General features: G+C 69.4%; 16 protein-coding genes and 1 riboswitch. Of the genes, 8 read left to right on the top strand and 8 right to left on the bottom strand.

Annotated features, from left to right (window positions below):
- Positions 1-183: 183 nt before the first annotated feature.
- Positions 184-1,080 carry a hypothetical protein gene (locus D5S19_RS29115; RefSeq protein ID WP_120026575.1) on the bottom strand — a complete coding sequence of 299 codons (897 nt, stop codon included), beginning with the start codon at positions 1,078-1,080 and terminating at the stop codon, positions 184-186.
- 207 nt (positions 1,081-1,287) lie between these two features.
- On the opposite strand from D5S19_RS29115, the gene D5S19_RS29120 reads away from it, so the two are divergent.
- Positions 1,288-1,473 (top strand): DUF3073 domain-containing protein, encoded by a 186-nt coding sequence (locus D5S19_RS29120; protein ID WP_098512663.1) that lies wholly within the window; start codon positions 1,288-1,290, stop codon positions 1,471-1,473.
- 116 nt (positions 1,474-1,589) lie between these two features.
- A complete protein-coding gene (locus D5S19_RS29125; protein WP_120026576.1) occupies positions 1,590-2,450 on the top strand; it encodes a 3-hydroxybutyryl-CoA dehydrogenase in 861 nt (286 codons plus the stop codon).
- A gap of 151 nt (positions 2,451-2,601) precedes the next feature.
- On the opposite strand, the gene D5S19_RS29130 is transcribed toward D5S19_RS29125, so the two are convergent.
- The 4 genes from D5S19_RS29130 to D5S19_RS29145 are packed head-to-tail and all read right to left on the bottom strand — an operon-like array spanning position 2,602 to position 6,704.
- Positions 2,602-3,390, bottom strand: a complete 789-nt coding sequence (locus D5S19_RS29130) for an ECF transporter S component (protein WP_120026577.1) — start codon at positions 3,388-3,390, stop codon at positions 2,602-2,604.
- Positions 3,387-4,985 carry an ABC transporter ATP-binding protein gene (locus D5S19_RS29135; protein WP_120026578.1) on the bottom strand — a complete coding sequence of 533 codons (1,599 nt, stop codon included), beginning with the start codon at positions 4,983-4,985 and terminating at the stop codon, positions 3,387-3,389. Before D5S19_RS29135 ends, D5S19_RS29130 begins: the two co-directional genes overlap by 4 nt.
- Positions 4,982-6,061, bottom strand: a complete 1,080-nt coding sequence (locus tag D5S19_RS29140; protein ID WP_199730765.1) for a CbiQ family ECF transporter T component — start codon at positions 6,059-6,061, stop codon at positions 4,982-4,984. The genes D5S19_RS29135 and D5S19_RS29140 overlap by 4 nt, the downstream gene beginning before the upstream one ends.
- Complete coding sequence (locus tag D5S19_RS29145) at positions 6,048-6,704, bottom strand: hypothetical protein (RefSeq protein WP_120026579.1); 657 nt, start codon at positions 6,702-6,704, stop codon at positions 6,048-6,050. Before D5S19_RS29145 ends, D5S19_RS29140 begins: the two co-directional genes overlap by 14 nt.
- Positions 6,705-6,721: 17 nt before the next feature.
- Positions 6,722-6,863, bottom strand: a riboswitch (cobalamin riboswitch).
- A gap of 33 nt (positions 6,864-6,896) precedes the next feature.
- On the opposite strand from D5S19_RS29145, the gene D5S19_RS29150 reads away from it, so the two are divergent.
- From D5S19_RS29150 to car, 6 genes are all read left to right on the top strand, one after another.
- Positions 6,897-7,793, top strand: a complete 897-nt coding sequence (locus tag D5S19_RS29150) for a Gfo/Idh/MocA family protein (RefSeq protein ID WP_120026580.1) — start codon at positions 6,897-6,899, stop codon at positions 7,791-7,793.
- A gap of 194 nt (positions 7,794-7,987) precedes the next feature.
- Entirely contained in the window at positions 7,988-8,641 is a 654-nt protein-coding gene (locus D5S19_RS29155) for a VanZ family protein (RefSeq protein ID WP_120026581.1), read from the top strand.
- Between the two features lie 189 nt (positions 8,642-8,830).
- The gene (locus D5S19_RS29160; protein ID WP_120026582.1) at positions 8,831-9,568 is read left to right on the top strand and encodes a GNAT family N-acetyltransferase; all 738 of its coding nucleotides are present in this window, start codon (positions 8,831-8,833) and stop codon (positions 9,566-9,568) included.
- A gap of 367 nt (positions 9,569-9,935) precedes the next feature.
- Entirely contained in the window at positions 9,936-11,309 is a 1,374-nt protein-coding gene (locus D5S19_RS29165) for a cytochrome P450 (RefSeq protein WP_120026583.1), read from the top strand.
- Entirely contained in the window at positions 11,306-12,358 is a 1,053-nt protein-coding gene (locus D5S19_RS29170; RefSeq protein ID WP_120026584.1) for a terpene synthase family protein, read from the top strand. Before D5S19_RS29165 ends, D5S19_RS29170 begins: the two co-directional genes overlap by 4 nt.
- Positions 12,345-15,815 carry a carboxylic acid reductase gene (gene car / locus D5S19_RS29175; protein ID WP_233574234.1) on the top strand — a complete coding sequence of 1,157 codons (3,471 nt, stop codon included), beginning with the start codon at positions 12,345-12,347 and terminating at the stop codon, positions 15,813-15,815. Before D5S19_RS29170 ends, car begins: the two co-directional genes overlap by 14 nt.
- Positions 15,816-15,900: 85 nt before the next feature.
- Here car and arfB read toward each other — a convergent pair whose 3' ends face one another.
- The 3 genes from arfB to purF form a co-directional block, all read right to left on the bottom strand.
- On the bottom strand, positions 15,901-16,329 hold the full coding sequence (arfB, locus tag D5S19_RS29180; RefSeq protein ID WP_120026585.1) for an alternative ribosome rescue aminoacyl-tRNA hydrolase ArfB: 429 nt from the start codon (positions 16,327-16,329) through the stop codon (positions 15,901-15,903).
- A gap of 33 nt (positions 16,330-16,362) precedes the next feature.
- A complete protein-coding gene (gene purM / locus D5S19_RS29185; protein ID WP_120026586.1) occupies positions 16,363-17,433 on the bottom strand; it encodes a phosphoribosylformylglycinamidine cyclo-ligase in 1,071 nt (356 codons plus the stop codon).
- Positions 17,434-17,495: 62 nt separating this feature from the next.
- Entirely contained in the window at positions 17,496-19,037 is a 1,542-nt protein-coding gene (gene purF, locus D5S19_RS29190; protein ID WP_120026587.1) for an amidophosphoribosyltransferase, read from the bottom strand.
- Positions 19,038-19,427: the final 390 nt, after the last annotated feature.

The raw sequence follows: 19,427 nt of genomic DNA on the forward strand, positions 1-19,427 counted from the left end.
GACTCTTAGTCTGTGAAGGGTCCCTTCACGGACCCGAAACCGGTCCGGCGCACGCCACGAGGTGGTCGCACACACACCTCCGCATCGCCCGCTGCCGGGCCCCCGACCAACTTTGCCGGGGCCCTGGACGCTGAGGCTGTGAAGGGTCCCTTCACAGCCTCAGCGCGCCGGGCGAGCGGCTGATCAGTTGGCGTGCTCCCGTCCTGCCACGTCGCCCCAGAACTCGCGCAGCTCGGAGAACAGCTCGCCCAGCTCCTCGACGTTGCCGCTGCGCAGCGCGTCGAGGATGTCGTGCACCTCCTCCGCGGTGGTGTCCGCGTCCAGGATCGGGTCCGCGAACAGCTGCACGAGCCCGCCGTAGTCCAGTTCGACCACCGAGTCCGGGTCGAAGCCTTCCAGCCAGTGCCGGGTCCGCGCGAGCACCCGGCCCGGACCGGACTCGCCGAAGGTGCTCTCGACCAGCTCGCTCGCCTCAGACGCGCGGCGCACCGCTTCGGACATCGAGGTGCGCCAGGACGCCTCGCGCAGCGGATCGTCCGGCCCGGATCCGAGCACCAGTTTCCGCTCGTTCGGGTCAATCAGCACGAACCAGGGCAGCGGCACGGTCCAGGTGGTGGTGAGCGTGTGCGCGGCCGGAGTGCTCAGGTCGGCCAGCGCGGCCTTGGTGCGGGACCGCGCGCGGTCCGGGGTGACCCCGCCCGCTTCGAGCACCACGTTCCTCATCGCGGGCGGCGCCTCGATGAGGAAGGTGGCGAGCGCGGACGCGGAACGGGCGCGCATCTCCAGCGGGCACACGAACGGCCCGTCTCCCGGATGCCCGGCGGGGACCTCGGCAGGATCGAGCACCAGCACGTCGGTCTCCAGGCCGGGCGCGGCGCGGCCGTCGGTGAGTTCCGCGGGCAGCAGCCGGGGCGGCCGCGTCGCCTGTGACTTGAGCCACAGATACCGTTCGCGCCCGCCGATCCCGGCCCGCCGGAGAGTGGCCGCGGAAACGGCCTCGACCAGCCGCTGCCCGGGCGGATCGCCCAGGGCGGCGAGAGGTTCGTACACCCGCAGATAGGCCGCGAAGGGTCGGAGCACCCGAGCATCGTGGCACGCCGACCAGCGCCGATCGGCACCGACCGGCCGGTAACCGGCGTCCGGCCGACACTGTCGCGACCGGCACACCGTGCCACGTCGCATCGAACCCCCCGGACACGGTACGGTGTGAGCAGGAAAGAACTGTCGAGACGATGCGGGGCCGCCGATTCCCCCGGCCGCCCCGCCCCTGTGCGAGGGGGTCGAGCCATGGGGCGCGGCCGGGCTAAGGCCAAGCAGACGAAGGTGGCGCGCGAGCTCAAGTACAGCTCCCACGACACCGATTTCGATGCTTTGCAGCGCGAGCTGTCGAGTAGTTCCTCGGACACCAACGAGGACGACAAGAACCGGTACGAGGACCCGTACGACGACGGGTACGACGAGTACCGTCGTTGACACACACGCGATGCGCGAGGGTGGGACCGGGTCACGGCCCGGCGACACCCTCGCGCGTCGTGTGCTGCCCAATTTCTCCTGCGGTTGACGAGTACGGCTGACAAAGGAGCACGAAGGTGGCAGACATTGCCCGGGTGGGCGTGGTCGGAGCCGGCTTGATGGGCTCCGGGATCGCCGAGGTGCACGCGAAGGCCGGACTGGACGTCGTGGTGGCCGAGGTGAGCCGGACCGCGCTCGACGCGGGCCGCGCCCGCATCGAGAAGTCGCTGCAGCGCGGCGTCAAGAGCGGCAAGCTGGCCGCCGAGGACGCCGAGGCCACGCTCGGGCGGGTGCGCTTCACCACCGAGCTGGCGGAGTTCGCCGACCGGGACCTGGTGATCGAGGCGATCGTCGAGCAGGAGCAGGCCAAGGTCGAGCTCTTCCGGGCGCTGGATCAGCTGGTCGAGCGGGTAGACGCGGTGTTCGCGTCGAACACCTCCTCCATCCCGATCATGAAGCTGGGCATGGCCACCGGCCGTCCGCAGCAGGTGGTCGGCATCCACTTCTTCAACCCGGTACCGGTGCTGCCGCTGGTCGAGCTGGTCCCGTCCCTGCGGACCGGCGAGGACACCGTGCGCCGGGCGGAGGAACACGCGACCGGCACGCTCGGCAAGACGGTGATCCACTCGCCGGACCGGGCGGGCTTCATCGTGAACTACCTGCTGGTGCCCTACCTGCTTTCGGCGATCCGGATGATCGAAGCCGGCTTCGCCGAGGCCGAGGACATCGACCGCGGGATGGAGCTGGGCACCGCGCACCCGATGGGCCCCCTGCGGCTGACCGACCTGATCGGCCTGGACACCGTCAAGGCGATCGCGGACTCGATGTTCGCCGAGTTCAAGGAACCGCTGTACGCCCCGCCGCCGCTGCTGCTGCGCATGGTTGACGCGGGCCTGCTCGGCAAGAAGTCCGGCCGCGGCTTCTACTCCTACGGCTGAGCCGGCTCACCGGCCGACGGCAAGTCTGTGAAGGGACCCTTCACAGACTCAGAGTCCGTGAAGGGTCCCTTCACGGACCTCTACACCGACTTTGCCGGAACCCTGGCCCCAGAGGCTGTGAAGGTTCCCTTCACAGCCCCCTCCAGCAGGCTCACCGGCTGAAGGCGGCGCGACGGGACGCACGGCGCAGCACGGTCAGCACGGCCGGGCCGAGCAGCAGGATCGCGACCAGGTTGGTCAGCGCGCGTCCGGTGTCCCAGCCGAGGGTGGACGTGAGCACGGTGAACACCAGGAAGCGGTGCAGATTCTCGCCGAGCGGGGCGCCCGGGAGGAAGTCCAGCGCGGTCGAACCGGCGAGGAACGGCCAGGTGAACAGGCTCATCGCCAGCCCGTAGAAATAGGCGGCCAGCACGCCGTAGCCGGCCAGCAGGGCGACCTCCCACCGGCCGCGCACCCTGCCGGGCAGCAGCCCGGCGCCGAGCCCGACCAGCGACGAGGCCAGCATCTGGAACGGCAGCCACGGGCCGACGCCGCCGGTGAGCAGCGCCGAGGCGAACAGCGAGGTCGAGCCGAGCACGAAGCCGAAACCGGGGCCGAACACCCGGCCGGCCAGCACGAGCAGGAAGAACACCAGCTCGATCCCGCCGGTGCCCGCACCGAGCGGCCGAAGCGCGGCCTCGACAGCGGACAGCACGCCCAGCAGCGCGAGCGCCTTGGCGTCCAGCCCGCCGCTGGACAGCTCGGCGAGCACGATCAGGATCAGCACCGGCAGCGTGACCAGGAAGACGAACGGAGCGTCGGTGGTGTGCGCCGACGTCCCGACGCCGCCGTGGGAGAGCAGGGGCCAGCAGAACATCGCGAGCCCGGCGACGACCGCGACGGTCAGCACCAGCGCGCTGCGGTGGCGAAGGCGGACGGCCGGGCCGAGGAAGTCCGTCACGAGCGCGCCTTCGCAACCTCGTCGACGGTCAGCCATGGCTCCGGAGCAAGGATCTTCGCCACTTGCGGCGCGAACGCGGGTGAGGAGACCACGACGTCCGCAGTCGGCCCGTCGGCGACCACCTCGCCCTCGGCGAGTACGACGACCCGGTCCGCAGCTGCCGCGACGAACTCGACGTCGTGCGTCGCGAGCAGGACCGCGTGCCCCTCACCTGCCAGCGCAGCCAGCTCGGCGGCGAAGTGCCGCTTCGCCGGGTAGTCCAGACCGCGGGTTGGCTCGTCGAGCAGCATCACCGGTGGCGCGGCGGCGAGCTGCACGGCCAGGACCAGCGCGAGCCGTTGTCCTTCGGAGAGGTCACGAGGGTTCGCCGCGCCGTTGACGCCCGGCACGAGCCGGTCGAGCAGCTTCCGGGCGGTGCCCTCGGCGGCCACGGATTCGACGTCGGCCTGTCGGCATTCGGCGGCCACGGAATCGAGGTACAGCAGGTCCGCCGGGCTCTGCGGCACCAGCCCGACGCGCGCTCGGGCCGCCCGCGCGCGCAACGCCTTCGGGTCTGCGCCGAGCACCTCGACCGCGCCGTCCGAGCGTGGTCCGCTGCCCTGCAGCGCCCACAGCAGTGACGACTTACCCGAGCCGTTGCGGCCCATAAGCGCGACTACTTCGCCTCTCCGAAGCGTCAGATTGACACCACGTACGGCGTGTACGCCGCCGTAGCGGACCCGAACACCGCGCGCGGTGAGCACCGGCTCGCCGTCCTGCTGACGTACGCGCTCCGGCTGTCGCCCAGCCAGTTGTTCACGCAGTGGGCGCGCCTTCCGACGCGCGTCGCGCACGGACAGCGGCAGGGGTGACCAGCCCGCCAGCCGGCCAAGCTCCACGATGGGCGGCGCGACATCAGTGTGCGCGAACACTTCCGACGGCGGGCCGGACACGACCGTGCCGTCGCCGGGTAGGTACAGCAGCCTGTCGGCGTACTGGGCCACGCGTTCCATCCGGTGCTCTGCGACCACGACGGTGGTGCCGAGGTCATGTACGAGCCGCGTGATCGCGGCCAGCACCTCCTCGGCGGCGGTCGGGTCCAGCGCCGAGGTCGGCTCGTCGAGCACCAGTACCCCCGGGTGCGCGGTGAGCACCGAGCCGATCGCCACCCGCTGCTGCTGCCCGCCGGACAGTGTCCGAAGTGGACGATCACGCAGCTCCGCGATGCCGAGCAGATCCAGCGTCTCCTCCACCCGCTTGCGCATCACCTCGGGCGGCACGGCCAGCTGCTCCATGGCGTAGGCCAGCTCCTCCTCGACGGTGTCGGTGACGAACCCGGCCAGCGGGTCCTGTCCGACCACGCCGACCACCTCGGCCAGCTCCCGCGGCGGATGCTCGGCGGTGGACCGCCCGGCCACCCGCACGGCCCCGGTGAGCCGCCCGCCGGTGAAGTGCGGCACCAGCCCGTTCATCGCCCCGAGCAAAGTCGACTTACCGACACCGGTGCGGCCGGCCACCAGGCACAGCTCGCCCTCTTCGATCTCGAAGGTGAGATCGGTGAACACCGGCCGGGCGGCACCGTGGTAAGTGATCCCGACGCGCGAGAACTCGATCATCGGACCACCTCCGCGACGAGCGCCGGGCGCGGCGCGAGCCAAGCGGGAAGCACACAGATCAGCACCGCGAGCGCGGGCAGCAGGGGCAGCTCGGGCCACGTCGGCGGCGACGCCGGGGTGGCCAGCGAAACCGGATCGGCCACCAGCACGAGCACGCACCCGGCCACGCCGCACAGCGCGACCAGTGTTTCCGGCAGCCGCCACGGATCGGGCCGATAAGTCGTCCGCCGCAGCCGGCGTCCGCCGAGCACGAAGCCGGTGGCGGCCACGAGCAGGCCGGCGACGAGCATCGGCACGCCGAGCCAGGATGAGGAGCCGTCCAGCACGCCGTACACCCCGACGGCGACCCCGACCAGCCCGGCGAGCACACAGACCGCGATCAGCACGCGGACCTGCCGTCCGAGGTAGCCGCGACGGCCGTACCCCCGGGAATCCATGGCCGCCGCCAGCTGCAACGACCGGTCCATCGCATCGGCCAGCACCGGCACGAAAATCCCCTTCACGAAACGCAGGCCACGGGTCCGCCCGGCCCGCAGCCTTCGCGCACGGCGTACCCGGTGCACGCTTTCCACCAGCTGTGGCGCCACGGACAACGCGACGGTGACCGCCGTACCCACTTCGTACAACGCCGCCGGCACCGCTTTCAGCAGGCGCTTCGGGTTCGCCAGCGCGTTCGCGGCGCCGACGCAGAGCACGATCGTGGCCAGCCGCAGGCCGTCGTAGAAGCCACCGAGCAGCTCTTCCGCCGAGGTGGGGCCGAGCAGCTCGATCCCGGCAGCCGCGGCGGGCAGCGGAATCCGCGGCAGGGTGAACAGCACGTGCCCGCCGTCCTCGCCGCCGATCAGGATCCGGAACAGCACTCGCGAGATCAGGATGACCGCGGCGACCAGCGCGTACATCCGGAACGCCAGCGCCCACGGCGCGTCACCACGCCGGGCGACCACGACGAACCCGGCCACCGCGAGCACCAGCCCGAGCAGCAGCGGGTTCGTGGTCCGGCTCGCGATGACCGCGAGCGCGAGCGCCCACACCCACCACGCGCCGGGATGCAGCGCTCGCGGACTAGGCCGCGCCACGCCGGCGCCGGATCGCGGTGACCACCCCGGCCACCGCGATCAGTACGACGACCACGATGCCCACGACCAGCCCCCACGGGAAACCGCTGTCCGAAGTGGACGACTCGGCGGCGGCGGGCGCGGGATCGTTCGCCTTGCGCACCGGGGCGGTCCGCGGCGGCGGGTAGTCGGTGTAGGACTTGCCGATCGCGAAGGACCAGCCCTCGAAACTGCCCGCGGGCGGCTTCCAGCCCTGCACGCCGACCTGGCTCGACTCCCATTTGCCGCCGTTGGTGGCGGTCCAGAAGCTCCAGGTGGCGTTCTCCGGCGGCATCCCGGTGCAGGACTGGTCCGCGGGCTTGTTCTCGATCTTGCACAGCAGCGCCAGCCCGTACTTGCCCGAACCGGCCAGCTCCAGCCCGGCGTTCTGCAGTGCGGTGAGCCCGTTCTCCTGCGGCCCCGGGGCGCAGCGGATGAGCGGGTCCCCGCCGAGACCCTGGAAGTCGACGATCACGGTGACCCCGTTTTCGTCCGGGCAGTACCCGGCGGTGCCCTTGCCGGGCACGGTCGCCGAGGCGGGCGCGGCGCCGCTCAGCCCGGTACCGATCAGAAGTACGCACCCGGCGAGGACTCGCCCCCAGTGGCGCGCGTGTGTGAACCGCATGTCTGATGAACCTCGCATCGATCGGGCCACGGCGGGCGATCCGGCTCGCGGCCCCGAGAAGGGGCCGCTCACGGTTGCGGGCCAGCGCCGGAATCCCACCGGCTTCCCCCGTTCGTGGCGTAGAACTCGTCGACGTTAACCCACCTCAGGCGCTCTTCGGAAGCGACCGCGACCACACCTACACTTCCGGACGTGGAATTCGGACAGCTGCGCGTCGGCCTCGTCGGAACCGGACCGTGGGCGGCCAGGGTGCACGCACCCGGGCTGGCCGAGCATCCGGGCACCGTCCTCAGTGCAGTGTGGAGCCGCCGTCCCGACGCCGCGCAGTCGCTCGCGAAGACCTACGACGCCGTGGCCGCCGGCAGCATCGACGAGCTGTTCGACCAGGTCGACGCGATCGCTTTCGCCGTGCCGCCGGCGGTGCAGGCAGAGATCGCGCCGCGCGCCGCGGCGGCGGGCAAGCACCTGATCCTGGAGAAGCCGATCGCCGCCGACCTGCCTGGCGCGCAGCGTCTGGCCGACGCGGTCACCGAAGCCGGAGTCGCGTCGCTGGTGATGCTCACGCTGCGTTTCGCACCGGAGACCCGCGACTGGCTCGACGGAATCAATCAGGCAGGCGGCTGGCGAGGCGGCGGCGCGCGCTGGCTGTCCGGCGCGTTGCTCGGCGGTCAGTACGCCGGTTCGGCGTGGCGGCAAGACCCATCGGGCGGTGCACTCGCGGACATCGGACCGCACGCGTTCGATCTGCTCGACGCCGCGCTCGGCCGGATCACCGAGGTGCTCGCCGCGCACTGCGGCGCGGAAGATCTCTGGCATGTGTTGCTGGCCCACGAGAACGGGGCGACCAGCACCGCGACGCTCACCCTGCGGCTGCCGGTGCGACCGACCGTAGCGGAGGTCGCGGTGTACGGCGAGCACGGCTACCGCAGGTTTAGCCGGTCGGGTACTGCCGCCGAGTCGTATACCGCACTGCTGGATGATTTCGCGGCCATGGTTTCCAGCGGAATTTCCACGCACCCGTGTGATGTGCGCAGGGGTGTGCACCTGGCATGGATCGTCGACCAGGTACGGGCGCTGACCGGCCGATGACCTCGATCGTCCCTTGTGGAGCGTGACTCTTCCGCTCCACTATGGACACCCCATGCACGGGATCCCGTTTCCCGCCACCGAAGGATTCACCGAATAGGGCGGGTCACCCTGTGTGTCTGGCGGATCCCGCGTCGCGATGGTGACCTTGGAACAGGAAACAAGCGGTTCGCCGAGGGGTTCGAGAAGGGAAGCGCATGGGTGCCCTGCTGCGCGCTTTCTGGGGGATCATTCCGGCCACAGCCATCGCGCTGCCGTACGCGATGCTGTGCTGGCCGTTGCTCACCGTCCGCCGGCGGCGAAGAGCCGGTGTCAGCCTGGCCCGCGCCTCCGCGACCGCCGGGGCGGACGTGCTGATCGTGACGCTCGGCGCGCTGGTGCTGATCCTGGTCACGATGCCGGTCGGCGACAGCCACAGCAGCACGCTGGATCTGATGCCCGGCGCCGATCTCGCTGACGCGTACGCCGACGGAGGCTCGCTGTGGCAGGTGCTCGGCAACCTGTTCCTGCTGCTGCCGCTGGCCGCGCTGGTGCCATTGCGGGTGCCCCGGCTGCGCTCGGTCCGCCGGATCGCCCTTCTCGCGCTGGTCCTGTCGGTGCTGGTCGAGGCGACCCAGTTCGTGCTCCACAACGGCCGGGTCACCTCGACCGACGACGTGCTGCTGAACACGCTGGGCGCCGTACTCGGCGCGGCCGCGACCCGGCTCGTGTGGCGGCGGCGGGATCGGCCGGCACCGGCGATCCCGGAACAGGTGCGGCGGACCGCCTGCGTGGCCCCGATCCAGCTGCACAGCAGCCGTCCCGCGCCCAGTGCCCGGTACGCCGGGCTCAGCCACCCGGAACGGCGGTGAAAAACCGGTTGCGCCTACCGGCAGACTGAACGCAGTACCCCGTTTCGGACGAAGGAATGCCTATGTTCGCCGCCACGGCCCGCGTCGGCCGAGGTCCGGCCTGACGCGAATAAGCCAGCCGTTCGCGCACGCATCGTGCCCGAGCGCCGCCGCGTCCTGCATTCCTTCCTCCGAAAGGGTTTCTTCCGCATGTCTGCCATTCAGGCATATGTCCGCACGACCGCACCCCGCGGCCGGGACACCGAACGGATCGGACCGTTCCTCGCGACTTTTTCCCGCGAGAGCAGCAGTCCGATGCTCAACTACGCGATCCCGGACGACGGCGCCGAGCCGTCCGCGGCCGAGCTTGCCGCACTGGCCGCCGCGTATCGCGACCGGGAGCTCTTGCCGCGGCTGGAGTTCTTCATCGAGGCGGCACCTGCCCCGGAGGCGGCGCTGACCGCTGCCGGATACCTCCTGGAGCGCCGGATCCCCTTGATGACCTGCACTCCCGCCGGGTTCATCGACCGGCAGGCACCGCCCGGATTCCGGCTGCGGCAACCTGAATCGGACACCGACCGGCGTCGGCTGAGGTCGATGCAGAACATCGCTTACGGTGCGGGGCCGGAGGTTTCCGACGCCGAAGTGGCGGAGATGCGCGAAGACCTCCACATGCTCGCGCAGGACTGTGCAACCGGCGAGATCGTCGGTGGCGGGGTGGCGCTGGAGATCATTTGCGGCATCAGCGAAGTGGCCGGGATCGCGGTAGCCGGGCCGTTTCGCGGGCGCGGCCTCGCGGCGGCCGTCACCGCACAGCTCACCCGGAGCGTGCACGAGCGCGGCGCCGGGGTCGCGTTCCTCACTCCGGCGAACGAGGGCATCGGCACGATGTACCGCAAGGTCGGCTACCAGGACTGCGGTGAGTGCGCGCACATGTCCCTTGCCTAGTCCACTCCGGACACTCGACCGATCGCTCGCGCGAACTTATAACACAAGTAGAGCGACGTGTCCAAAAATACCGCACACAGCTGCCTGTTAATACTGATCATTTTGCCCTTAAGTTCACAGGTCCGCAGGGAAAGGTGAACTGCGCCACATGGACCACGGCGGTATCGGCCGATTGTTCTAGCGTGAGCCAACGTTCGGCGGACCCCCGGACGTCACTGGGACCCGATACACCCGGCCACCGCCGGACGCATCGGCATCCCCGGCGCCGCATCGACCCTCAGCCGCATCGACCTCATATGATCAGGCTCGTTCCCGCGCACAAAGACAGCAGCCGCCCGGCGATCAGCACAGGATTCGGAGTCCGGCCATGACCAGCACGGAGCAGAACACCCACTATCGGCTGGGCGACGCCCCTGGAAAGGTGCCCTTCCTCGGCAACGCCGTCCAGATCTTCCGGGACCCGCTGACCTACCTGCCGGACCTGCGCCGGCAAGGCGATCTGGTGCGGGTGCGGCTGGGCCGGAGCACCGCCTACCTGGCGGCGACCCACGACGTCGTCCAGGAAGTGCTGCACAAGCCCCGGGAATTCGACAAGGGCGGCGAGTTCATCGACAAGATGCGGGTGATCCTCGGCGACGGGGTCGGTACCTGCAGTGTCACGACCCACAAGCGGCAGCGCGGGTTCATTCAGCCGGCCTTCACCAAGGCCAAGATCTCCGGCTACACCGAGGTGATGTCCCGGCGGGTGGCCGAGCTGATCGATTCCTGGCACGACGGCAGGGAAATCGACCTGCCCGAGGAGATGAGCAGGCTCACCACCCGGGTGACCGCGCAGGCGATGTTCTCCCACGACCAGGTCAGCGCGGAGGCGATCGCCGAGATTCAGCGGTCGTTCCCGGTGGTGTGGAAGGGTGTCTACCGCCGGATGATCCTGCCGCTGCCGCTGGTGCACCAGGCCCCGACCAAGGCGAACCGGGACTATCGGCGTGCGCTGCAACGACTGGAGAACGTCATCTCCACCATGCGCGAGGCCTACCGGACGAATTCCGGGACACAGGACGACATCCTGTCCATTCTGCTCGCCGCCCGGGACGAGAACGGCGTCGGCATGACCGACGAGGAGATCCGCGACGAATTGATGACCGTGCTGGCCGCCGGTGTCGAAACTCCGGCCTCGGGACTCACCTGGGCGCTGTACTTGATCAGCCGGCACCCCGAGGTCGAGGCACGGCTGCACGAGGAGGTCGACGCGGTACTCGGCGGACGCACCGCCCTCGAAGCGGATTATCCGGCGCTGCCGTTCACGAATCGGGTCGTCAACGAGGCCCTGCGGATGTACCCACCGGTGTGGTTCATCACCCGCCGGACGGTCAGCGACACCAAGCTGGCCGGGCACGACATCCCTGCCGGAGCGAGCATCCTGTTCAGTCCGTACGCATTGCACCGGGACCCGGCGGTCTTCACCGATCCGGATTCGTTCGTACCCGACCGCTGGCTGCCGGAGAACCTGAAGAAGCTCCCGCGCAACGCCGTCATCTCCTTCAGCGGCGGTACCCGGAAATGTCTCGGGGACGTCCTGGCGAACCACGAGATGACCATCGCGCTCGCCTCCATCGCGGCGCGCTGGAAGATCTCGCACAAGCCGGGCCACACCCTCAAACCCGTGGCGAAGGCGGAACTGACCACCGGCGAGCTTCCGATGATCCTCACGGCCCGGGGGCCGTCCGGAGCCTCGGCATGACCGGGATTGCCTTGCGCCACGAGGAAAAACTGCAGCCGCCGCCCGGACACCCACTGCTCGGGTTCCGGTCGGCGATCTCCCCGCACGTGGCGGAGCTGGAGGGACACATCCTCGGCTGGGCGGAACGCTACGCGGTGCTCGACAACGCGCGGGCCCGGGACAAGCTCGCCCGCACCCGGCTCGGCGAACTCGTCGCACGGGCCTACCCCACCATCCTCCCGGCCCGGCTCGAAGCGGTCGCCGGATGGTTCACCTGGGCGTTCGTCATCGACGACTGCTACGAACACGATGCCGGGCACTACGACGAACCCGCGGCGCAGACCCTCCGAGTCCTGGTCCGGGATCTCAAGCCCGACGCCACGCACACGCGGCTGGACGCGCTGCTGGCCGATGTGTGGCATCGGCTGGCCGCCGGGATGAGCACTGCCTGGCGGCTGAGGTTCACCCAGCACATGGCACATTTCCTCGCCGCCTTCAAGTACGAGGCCTTCAACCGGCAGGTCCGGCACGTGCCGGACCTGCTCGGCTACCAGCAGCTTCGCCGGGCCTCCGGGGGCATCACCCCGTCGCTGGACCTGCTCGAAGTGGCCACCGAACAGGAAGTTCCGGGGCTGCTCCACGAGTTCGAGCAGGCCCGTGTCATGTTCAACCGGGCGTCCGACGTGGTGGTCTGGGTCAACGACATCGTCTCCCTGCGCAAGGAACTGGCCGCCGGGGAGACCACCAACGGCGTGCTCGTGCTCGCCGAGAAACACCACGTCGAGCTGCCGGAGGCCATCGACCTCGCCTACGCGCTGGTCACCCGGCAGATCGAGGAGTTCGAGCAGGCCACGAGCGAGCTGGAAACGCTGATGAGCCGCTGGCGCGGCCTGGAGCCCGAGAACGTCGACGCGGTGCGGACCTTCACCGATGGCCTGCGTTCGTGGATGCGCGGGAACCTCGACTGGTCCGGCAACAGCGACCGCTACCAGAACGCCGACGGAGTACTGCTGTCCACCGACTCTTCCCTGATTTCGCCCTCCACGCCAAGCCTCAGTGAACCGCACTGAGGCGGCCGACGTGCGCGATCGCTTCGACGACAGCGTAATCTCGGCCAGGCGCACAACCCTTCTGGCGCACGACCCGCAATTCTCCGCGGCTTGCCCGGACGACGCGATCACGACGGCCATCCGGCAGCCTTCGATGCCGTTGAAGGACATCCTCTCCACCATCATGGCGGGGTATGCCGACCGGCCCGCCATCGGCGAGCGAGCAACCGAATCGGTGCTCGACCCGGTCACCTGCCGCACCACCCGTCGGCTGCTGCCACGGTTCGACACGATCAGCTACGGCGAGCTGTGGCGACGGGCCACTGCGATTGCTGCGGCCTGGTACCACGACGAACTCGACCCGGTGCGGGCCGGTGACTTCGTCGCGATTCTCGGTTTCACCAGCGGCGACTACACCACGCTCGATCTGGCGTGTCTCCGGGCCGATGCGGTGACCGTGCCACTGCAGGCCGGTTCCGCGCCTGCGCAGCTGCTTCCCGTCGTCCACGAGACGCGCCCGCGCATTCTTGCCACGAGCGTGGAGCATCTGCTCACCGCGGCGGAGATCGCCGCATCCGCGCCGTCGGTGCGCCGCCTGGTGGTGTTCGATCATCATCCCGATGTGGACGGTGAGCGGGAGCGGATCGAAGAGGTCCGGCACCGCCTCGGCGAATCAGGTCACGACGTGGTCGTCGAGTCGCTGCCGGAGGTGCTCGATCGGGGTGCCGCACTGCCTTCCCTGCCGGACACCGATGCCGACGAGGAACGGCTGTCCCTGCTGATCTACACCTCCGGCACGACGGGCATGCCCAAGGGCGCGATGTACCCGGCCCGGCTGGTGGCCGAACTCTGGCGCGGATTCTTCCCCGAGCGCCCGGGACTTCCGCTGCTCGACGTCGCCTACCTGCCGATGAGCCACCTCGCCGGCCGCGCGGTGCTCTACAGCACCCTGGCCCGGGGCGGGACGTCGTTCTTCACCGCGCGCAGCGATCTTTCGGTGCTGTTCGAGGATTTCGCGCTCGTCCGGCCGACCGTGCTGATGCTCGTTCCTCGCCTCTGCGAGACGCTCTTTCAGCAATATCACCCGAATCCGGCAGCCGACGGCGTCGGCCGGGCAGTCAGCCGGCGCCTGGGCGAGCAGGTGTTCGGGGATCGATTCCTGTGGGCGGTCTGCGGTGCGGCGCCGTTGTCGGCGGAGCTGACAGAGTTCATGGAAACCATGCTCGGCATGCGGTTACCCGACGGGTACGCCTCCACCGAGGTGGGCGCAGCCCTGTTCGACGGCAGGGTGCTGCGCGAGCGAGTACTGGATCATCGGCTTGCGGACGTTCCGGAGCTGAATTACTTCACCACCGACTCGCCTTACCCACGCGGAGAACTCCTGCTCCGCTCGAACTCGGTCATCCCCGGCTATTACCAACGTCCGGACCTCACTGCCGAGGTATTCACCGACGACGGTTTCTACCGAACCGGCGACATCATGGCCCGGACCGGCCCGGATGAACTGATGTTCGTCGATCGGCGCAACAACCTTCTGAAACTTTCCCAAGGCGAATTCGTCGCACTGTCGCGATTGGAGACTCTGTTCACGGCCAGCCCGATGATCCGGCAGATCTACCTCTACGGCACCGGTGAACACGGATACTTGCTCGCGGTCGTGGTACCGGCACCCGAGGCACTCGACGGTGATGACCCGGAGAGGCTCACTTCGCTGATACACCAAGCATTACAACAGGTCGGCCGCACCAGCAACCTCGCCGGGTACGAGATACCGCGAGACTTCCTGATCGAGACCGAACCCTTCAGCCCGGAGAACGGTCTCCTCTCCGGCATTCGCAAATTGCTGCGCCCGAAGCTCAAAGAACGTTACGGCCGCGAACTGGAGCGCCGCTACGCGGAAATCGCCGACCGCGAGTCCAGTGCAGTGCAGAAATTGCGGGAAACCGGATCCGATCGACCGGTGATCGACACCGTGCTCGCCGCCGCACAAGCGGTACTCGGCACTTCGACGGGACACCGCGCACCTGGGGAACATTTCCTCGACCTGGGCGGCGACTCATTGTCCGCGCTCACCTTGGCCACGCTTTTGCGAGACATCTTCTCGGTCGACGTCCCGGTCGGCGTCATCGTCAGCCCGACAAGCGACCTCGGCTCGCTGGCGGCCTATCTCGAACAGAAGCTGGCCCCCGGTGCCGCCGATCAGCCGTCGGTGACCGATGTCCACGGCCCCGCCGTGACCGAGCTACAGGCTGCCGAGCTGACCCTGGACAAGTTCCTCGACACCAGAACCCTCGCCACCGCGAGAAATCTGCCGCGCCCAGACGGTCCACGTCGGACTATCCTACTGACCGGCGCGACCGGCTACCTCGGCCGGTTCCTCTGCCTGGAGTGGCTACGGCGGCTCGAATCGACGGGCGGCACGCTCGTGTGCCTGGTCCGCGGCAGCGACAACGCAGCCGCCCGCGCCCGGCTGGACGCGGCGTTCGAAAGCGACGAAGAACTGTCGCGCCACTATCACGCGCTGGCGGACACCCGCGTGGAAGTGCTGGCCGGCGACCTCAGCGAGCCATATTTCGGCCTGACACCCGGATCCTGGCGACATCTGGCCGATACCACCGATCTCATCGTGCACGACGGCGCGCTCGTCAACCACGTCCTGCCCTACGCACAGTTGTTCGGCCCGAACGTCGTGGGCACCGCGGAAGTGATCCGGCTGGCGCTCACCGCGAAACTCAAGCCCGTCACATACGTCTCCACCATCGGCGTGCTCACCGACAATTCGGCCGAGGACGCGGACATCCGCCACACCAGTCCGATATGGACACTGGACGACGGTTACGCCGACGGCTATTCAGGCAGCAAGTGGGCCGGCGAAGTACTCCTGCGTGAAGCGCACGACCTCTGCGGCCTGCCGGTGACCACACTGCGGTCCGGCATGATCCTGGCCCACAGCCGGTACGCCGGACAGCTGAATGTGTCGGACGTCTTCACTCGCCTGCTGCTGAGTTTGCTGATCACCGGCATCGCCCCGCATTCGTTCTACCGCGCGGGCGCCGCCGCGCACCACGGCGGCCTGCCGGTGGACTTCACCGCGGAAGCCGTCGTCTCACTCGGCGCAGAGGCCTCGGCAGGCTACCGGACCTACCACGTGGTCAACTCGCACGACGACGGCATCTCTCTCGACACCTACGTCGACTGGCTCGGTGAAGCCGGCCACCCCGTGGCCCGGGTCGGCGACTACCGCAGCTGGCTGTCCCGGTTCGAGACCGCACTGCGTGCCCTACCGGAAAGCCAGAAGCGACGCTCCCTCCTACCGTTGCTGCACGCGTTCGCCGACCCGCAGACGGACTCCGACATCCCCGCCGAACACTTCCGTACCGCGCTCCGCCGAACCGGCCCCGGCCACCCCATCCCGCACGTCACCGCCGAACTGATCGGCAAATACGTCACCGACCTCACCCAGCTCGACCTGCTGTGACCGCTCCGCCCCAAAGCTGTGAAGGGTCCCTTCACGGACTCTGAGTCTGTGAAGGGACCCTTCACAGCATTTCGGTCAGGGGGCGTTAGTCGTCGTAGCGGCCGCCGCGGCCGCGTTTGACCTGGCTGCGCCGCTTCTTCTCGGCCAGCCGCCGTTCCTTGGAGCCCTTCGAAGGCTTGGTCGGACGGCGTTTCGCCGGCGGCGGCGCGGAAGCCTGCAGCAGCTGGTCGACCAGCCGCGCACGCGCCGCGTCCCGGTTCATCAGCTGCGACCGGTGTTCGCTGGCCGCGATGGTGAGCACGCCGTCGACCAGGCGGGCGCCGAGGCGGGTGAGCATCCGGGCCCTGAGCGCAGGCGGGATCGCCACGGACCGCGCCACGTCGAACGACAGCTCGACCCGCGAGTCCGTGGTGTTCACGCCCTGTCCTCCCGGCCCGGACGACCGGGAGAACCGCTCCCTCAGCTCGGTGCCCGGGATCACGAACCGGGAGCCGACTGGTACGTCCTCAGCCACGCCGTCCAGTGTCCCAGTGTGGGCAAGCGCGTTTCAGAACCGCGGGTGGTCGCCCGACAACACGGCCCGCGGACCGTCCGGGTCCTCGGCGGGCGCCACCTCGCCGAGCACCCAGGCCGGCACGTGCCGCGCGGTGAGCATGGCCAGCGCACGGTCCACGTCCTCCGCGGACACGATCGCGACCATGCCGACGCCCATGTTGAACGTCTTCTCGAGCTCGGCACGCTCGACCTTGCCCCGCTGGCCGATCAACGCGAACACCGGCGCCGGGGTCCAGGTGCCGCGCTCCAGGCGGGCAACCAGGCCCCGCGGCATCACGCGGGCGAGGTTGGCCTCCAGGCCACCGCCGGTGACGTGCGCGAAGGTGCGCACCTCGGTCTCCGCGACCAGCGCGAGGCAGTCCTTCGCGTAAATCTTGGTCGGTTCCAGCAGCTCCTCGCCGAGCGTGCGGCCGAACTCCTCGACGTGCCCGTCCAGCGGCATCCGCGCGATGTCCAGCAGCACGTGCCGGGCCAGCGAGTAGCCGTTGGAGTGCAGCCCGGACGAGCCCATGGCCAGCACCGCGTCGCCAGGACGGACCTTCTCCGGGGACAGCAGCGCGGCCGCCTCGACCACGCCGACCCCGGTGGCCGACAGGTCGTAGTCGTGCTCGCCCATCAGGCCCGGGTGCTCGGCCGTCTCGCCGCCGAGCAGCGCGCAGCCGGCCTGCACGCAGCCCTCCGCGATCCCGCCGACCAGCGCCGCGATCTTCTCCGGCACCACCTTGCCGACCGCGATGTAGTCCTGCAGGAAGAGCGGTTCGGCGCCGGTGACCACGAGGTCGTCCACCACCATCGCGACCAGGTCGATGCCGAGCGTGTCGTGCTTGTCCAGCGCCTGGGCGACGGCGATCTTGGTGCCCACCCCGTCGGTGGAGGAGGCGAGCACCGGCTCCTTCCACTTGTCCAGCTTGAGCGAGAACAGCCCGGCGAAGCCGCCCACCCCGCCCCGCACCTCCGGCCGGGTGGCCCGCTCGGCGTGCGGCTTGAGCAGCTCGACGGCTTGATCACCGGCGTCAATGCTGACCCCCGCAGCGGCGTAGGTGGCGCTCGTGGACTCGCTCACGGAGACGGACTCCCTCTCTGGACTTCTGGCTGTACTGATGTGCGTGTGGTCGATGGTGGTGCTCACGGACGCCGGACGGCGTCTTCGGCACCGTACCCGGCGGCGCTGACCGGAGCCGCCGCGCCACCGGCTGCGTCCATGCTTTCCAGCAGGTGCTTGCCGATGAGGGCGTCCTCGGGCAGGGCGATCGGGTACTCGCCGGAGAAGCAGGCCGTGCACAGCCGGGACTTGGGCTGCTCGGTGGCGGCGACCAGGCCGTCGAGCGAGATGTAGCCCAGCGAGTCGGCCCCGATGGAGCGGCGGATGCCGTCCAGGTCCACCCCGTTGGCCACCAGTTCGGCCCGCGAGGCGAAATCGATGCCGTAGAAGCACGGCCACCGCACCGGCGGCGACGCGATGCGCACGTGCACTTCGAGCGCGCCCGCCTCACGCAGCATCCGGACCAGCGCGCGCTGGGTGTTGCCGCGCACGATCGAATCGTCGACCACGACCAGCCGTTTGCCGCGGATCACATCGCGCAGCGGGTTCAGCTTGAGCCGGATGCCCAGCTGCCGGATGGTCTGCGACGGCTGGATGAAGGTGCGCCCGACGTAGGCGTTCTTGACCAGGCCGGTGCCGTAGGGGATGCCGGAGCCCTGCGCGTAGCCGATCGCGGCCGGGGTGCCGGATTCCGGCACGGGCATCACCAGGTCGGCTTCCACCGGGTGCTCCCCGGCCAGCCTGCGGCCGATCTCGACGCGGGTGGCGTGCACGCTGCGCCCGGCGATGGTGGTGTCCGGCCGGGCGAGGTAGACGTACTCGAAGACGCAGCCCTTGGGCTCGGGGTTGGCGAACCGCGAGGACCGCAGTCCTTCGGCGTCGATGGCGATCAGCTCACCCGGCTCGACCTCGCGGACGAAGGAGGCCCCGCAGATGTCCAGCGCCGCGGTCTCGCTGGCGACCACCCAGCCGCGCTCCAGCCTGCCGAGGACCAGCGGATGCACGCCGTGCGGGTCGCGGGCGGCGTAGAGCGTGTTCTCGTCGGAGAAGACGAGGCAGAACGCGCCTTTGAGGGTGGGCAGCAGGTCCATCGCGGCGGCCTCGATGCCCTTGTCCGCCGCGTTCGCCGCGAGCAGCCCGCAGATCAGGTCGGAGTCGCTGGAGGAGCCGGTCAGCCCCGCGTGCGGTTTGAGCCCCGCGGTCGCGGTGCGATCGCGCAGCTCCGCGGTGTTGACGAGGTTTCCGTTGTGCGCGAAGGAAAGCCCGCTGCCGGTGGCGGTGGTGCGGAAGATCGGCTGGGCGTTCTCCCAGATCGTGGAGCCGGTGGTGGAGTACCGGCAGTGCCCGACCGCGATGTGGCCCTGCAGGGATTGCAGAATCTGCTCGTCGAAGACCTGGCTGACCAGCCCGAGATCCTTGAAGACGACGATCTGCGACCCGTCGGAGACGGAGATGCCCGCGGCTTCCTGCCCACGGTGCTGCAGGGCATAGAGCCCGTAGTAGGACAGCTTGGCGACTTCTTCCCCGGGCGCCCACACGCCGAAGACCCCGCACTCTTCACGGGGTTCGGGTTCTGGCTGGTCGGAATCGTGCTGGTCAGGACGGGCGGAGAGGTCGGAAACCACCGAGGTGCTCCCAGGAGGACGTGGTCAGGCCAACTCAAGTGTAAGCGCTCCGGGACCACCTCAGCCGCGACGCGACGTGGTTCTGCCCACTGTTCTGGTCACTTCCTGCCCCTTCTCCCCGGATTCCGCAGAGCGGTGCTCTCGTTCCGGATCGGCTGGCCGGGGTCCTTCTGCCGGGTAATGAGCGGCTTTGGCGGTGGCGTTCAGCTGCCTCGGAAGGCAGGGTGTGCGCGCTCACACGGACGACGCGGGGCGACTTCGTGCACCCCTGACGACACCGGTAGCGGCAGACCTGATGGCCGGAAATCCTGGTGCCCTGCAACGGAACCCGGACACAACGACGTTATACAAAATGGACGGCCCGACGCGAGGTGCGCGTCGGGCCGTCCA

The organism is Amycolatopsis panacis, assembly GCF_003600245.1.
Taxonomy (GTDB): Bacteria; Actinomycetota; Actinomycetes; order Mycobacteriales; family Pseudonocardiaceae; genus Amycolatopsis; species Amycolatopsis sulphurea.